Genomic DNA, 4,307 nt, shown 5'->3' with positions numbered 1-4,307 from the left:
AAACGATCCTCACGGTGCAGCATTAGAGCCTGGTTGTAGTGTTCAGGATGGGAGGGCTGCAGTTCAATGAACCAATGTTGAATCGGTGTCAAGGCCACGTTTCCAGTGACTTCTCCTTGGTCGGACATGCGGGTCATCCGCTGTACCCGTCCATTCAGCTCAGCAATCGTCGGATACTGGAACAGCTCTCTCATTTCCAGCTTGTAACCATTTTGCAGCAGTCTCGAAGACACCTGAATGCCCTTGATCGAGTCGCCACCCAAATGGAAAAAGTTATCCAAAACACCAATCTGTTCGATGCCCAGTACAGACTGCCATACGGATACCAATGTCCGCTCTACCTCATTACGAGCGGCTACATAATTCTCGCCGGAATCGACGCTTCCCTCCGGCTGCGGCAGCGCCCGCCGGTCCACTTTGCCATTTGGTGTCAACGGCAATTGTTCCATCTGTACAAAATACGACGGCACCATATAGCCCGGCAATTCCTGACTCAAAGCGCTTCGCAGCTCACTTGCCGCGATATCCGCCACGGTGACCACATATGCGCAAAGCTGTTTTTGTCCCTGTTCATCCTCATGTGCAATGACGACGGCTTCTTGCACCGCCTCCAGCTTCAACAGCTGCGCTTCCACCTCGCCTAGTTCAATCCGGTAGCCCCGGATTTTCACCTGTGCGTCGATCCGTCCTTTGTATTCCAGCGTCCCGTCCTCATTCCAGCGAACCAAATCGCCTGTACGGTAGCAGCGCTCTCCACTGCGGAACGGACTGTCTATGAACTTTTCAGCCGTTAGCTCAGGACGGTTCAGATAACCACGCGCTACCCCGTCACCGCCGACAACCAGCTCCCCCCAAGCTCCGACCGGTTGCAAGTTAAATGACGAATCCACAACATACGCCGTCGAATTGCGGATGGGACGTCCGATCGGCACAGAATCCGGCTGTTCTTCCTTAATGTGATACGTCGTCGAAAAGGTTGTATTTTCCGTTGGTCCATAGCCATTAATGATGTTCAGGTCCGGGTTATCACGCAGCACCCTGTTAATATGGGGTGCAGATAAAACATCACCACCAACCAGCAAATACTTCACATCGCCGAAAAGTTTACTATCCTGCTGTGAAAGCTGATTAAATAACGGTGTAGTCAGCCACATCATGGTGACGCGATGATCCCGTATCGTCTCTTTAAGTTTGGCCGCGTCCAAAAGATCGTCCTTATGAACAAGAACAAGCTGACCGCCGTTCAGCAGCGCGCCCCAAATTTCAAACGTAGATACATCAAATACAAACGCGCAAGTCTGCAGCATTCGGGTCGATTCATCAAATGGCACATAATCTGTATTGCGGACAAGGCGCACGACACTATGGTGCTCAACCACGACACCCTTAGGCTTACCTGTTGAACCCGAGGTATAAATGACATAAGCAGCATGATCACCCGTTCCATCTACACCCAGATTGGAAACATCTGCACTGTAGGACGTATCATCATTCAGATTGACAATCTGTCCGTCAAAATAGCAACGATCCAGTAAATCCTGCTGAGCTAGCAACAGCTTGGCTCCCGAGTCCTTCAGCATATAACGGATACGGTCCTCCGGATATTGGGGATCTACTGGCACATACGCGCCTCCAGCCTTTAAAATGGCGAGTGTTCCCGTAATCATATCCAGCGAGCGCTCTGTCAAAATGCCAACTGGTTCATCAGGTTTCACCCCTGCATCCCGTAACGTATGCGCTAATCGGTTGGCTGTCTCATTGAGCTCACGATAGGTTAATGATTGTTGACCCAAAGCTACGGCAATATGATCCGGTGTGCGCTCTGCCTGCTCCTCAAACAGCTCATGAATGCGTGTTTCGTATGGATACTCCACTGCTGTAGCATTGAATACATCGACGATTTGCGCCCGTTCTTCCTCACTAATCAGCGACAATTCTTGTATCCGCTTGTGTGGACCCTGCACCATATGTTCGGCCACACTCAAAAATTGTCGAATAATTCGAGCAATTTCCTGCTCGCTAAACAGTTCGGTCCGATAATCCAATTGCAATAGAAGTTTATCGTCATCCAGCTTGTCTATCATAGCAATATCAAAGTCGTTCACCGTATCTCCGCAGAAATCGGTATCCACCTGCTGAACAGCTTCATCAAACCGGGAAAAGCTCAGCGTACGGTACTGAATGGTGACGCCAAACAGGCGGTGAATATCCGTCCCGCCCTGCTGTTCACGCAAATCCTGAATAACTTTGTTGTACGGATAACGCTGATGCCGCAAAATGGACGCCTGCTCCTTGCCAACACCCTGCAGGAAGGCGAACAGCTCGGATTCTGGCTCGACCCGAAGACGTGTAGCCACAGTGCTGACGAACATACCCATTGTATTTTTTTCCTTCTTCAACGTACGGTTAGCATACAATGTACCTACGGTTAAATCCTGTTCTCCTGTAATTTTATGCAAATAAATATACAGAGCAGCCAAAAAAAATGTAAAAATACTAATGTTGTTCGCCTCGCAAAAAGCCTTAACACCATGATGTAATTCCTGCTCCAATATAAAGTTCTCCCGGCGTGCAGTCGTGCTCAGAGTATGCGGATTGTATGATTTTAAACCTGTAACCACCGGCAAATCAGAAAATTTCTCCGTCCAGTACGTCTTGTCCTTTTGATAGCGATCTGATTGCTCATAGCTCTGCTCCGTCTGAATAAAATCAAGATATGAATTCGCCGGAACTGGCGTATCTAATCCTGTACCATGCACAATATTCATATAATTTCCTGTAATTTCATTAATGGCCTGCTCCATGGTAGCGCCGTCAGAAATAATATGATGCATCTTGAAACTAAACCAGGTGTCTTCTGCCCCCAGCTGTAAGATAACAAACCGATACAGCTGCGAATCCAGCAAAGGGAACGGCTGGGCGTTATGATGGCTCACCCATAGCTCAGCTTCCTGCGGAGTAATCTGAAGGGTTTCTATGCTTTGGGCAGCGAACGGCTCTACATATTGATATGGAATTCCATCCTGAGCAGTGATTTTGATACGGAAAGCATCGTTTTGGGCAATCACCCGGTTCATTGCTTGCTGCAATGCATCTATACGAACAGTTCCCCTGATTTTTACAGTAGCAATAAGTGTTGATGTGTTTCGATTAGGGTTCAGAAGCTCCGTGTACCAAATACGTTGCTGTGGCTGGCTTAGTGCAAACAATTGAACATCGTGCTGAGTCATACGTATCTCTCCTCACTAAATAGATATGGGTAAAAGTAACTCTGCTTAGATGACCATCCCTTGGCAAAGAATGATCCTGCGAGAGCCCTTTCTCCGGCATTGAATTGCCAATGAAGGTCGGCAAAAGCGACCACTTCTGATATACCATTGAGATCTGAACACATACTGCTGGTATCTCTTCAGCTCTCGAAGTTTCGAAAGTTGGTTTTATCGAGACAAGCACCTCTTTTTTTCATCGCTCACACTTTCGCAGTACAAGCTTTTTTTAGTTGGGCGGACATCGTGAAGAAACTCCAACTCTGAGTGTATGAATATGTGCATAGATGGGAACAGTTTTGAATTATGCTGTGAGTGCATCTTGGTGGAGGGTTGTAGAATGGTGCCTGCAATGTTAACAACGTAGTGTATCGTGATGTGTGCTATCTGATTGGCTGGAGGGTATTGATACTATGAGACGCATGAGCTGCTGCAGCGTGGTTAAGAGCGTAATTCTAAGCTGAAAAAAGCGGAAAAATACTCACGGCTGCGCTTATGACTTCCTAATTTTGTACATGGAAGAATACAGTACTTCTTCCGGTGTTCTCTGTATCAAACGAAGCTCTTCGGTGAAAGGTTAATCTGAATACAAATGAAGGTGTCTTTGGAATACGGAAAATGTGGGACGGATTTACCGGATATGACGCTATGGACAGGTAATCTTGCAGTCTTGTCTTTACAACTGCTATGATTTTTGGATACAGCCCGTGCTTCCAGACAGTGTCTATAAAAGAAAAGCATATGTACTTATGAAGCCATTTTAGGCAAAACTTTTATGTCCAATGAAATAAAATAACTGGATTTTCCAGTCAGATGGATCATGGTTTGCAAAAACCAAGACACGATTTGAGTCGCCACAAAAATTTTCCGCACCCTCTCGTTGTCCAAAATTTCACAATAAATACTTATTTCCCTTTTTATCTCCCAATACTTTCTAGCTATTTTAAATATACAAACTTTAAAACCGATTAACATGGGACATAAGTTCCAAATTGATAGGTTTCATAAAATGAATAAATAATCCGTATTATTCCATTATTC

The 4,307-nt window shown here is 46.2% G+C and carries 1 protein-coding gene; it reads right to left on the bottom strand.

All coding sequences use genetic code 11. The features are described from left to right. Positions 1-3,230 (bottom strand): non-ribosomal peptide synthetase (locus ACQQ6X_RS03425; protein ID WP_305168121.1); only part of this gene is annotated, 3,230 nt, incomplete at its 3' end. Positions 3,231-4,307 lie beyond the last annotated feature (1,077 nt).

Origin of the sequence: Paenibacillus ottowii, from assembly GCF_050516475.1 — a bacterium.
Taxonomy (GTDB): domain Bacteria; phylum Bacillota; class Bacilli; order Paenibacillales; family Paenibacillaceae; genus Paenibacillus; species Paenibacillus ottowii.
The sequence above is the reverse complement of the archived record's forward strand: the minus strand, read 5'-3'. Positions and strand labels throughout refer to the sequence as shown.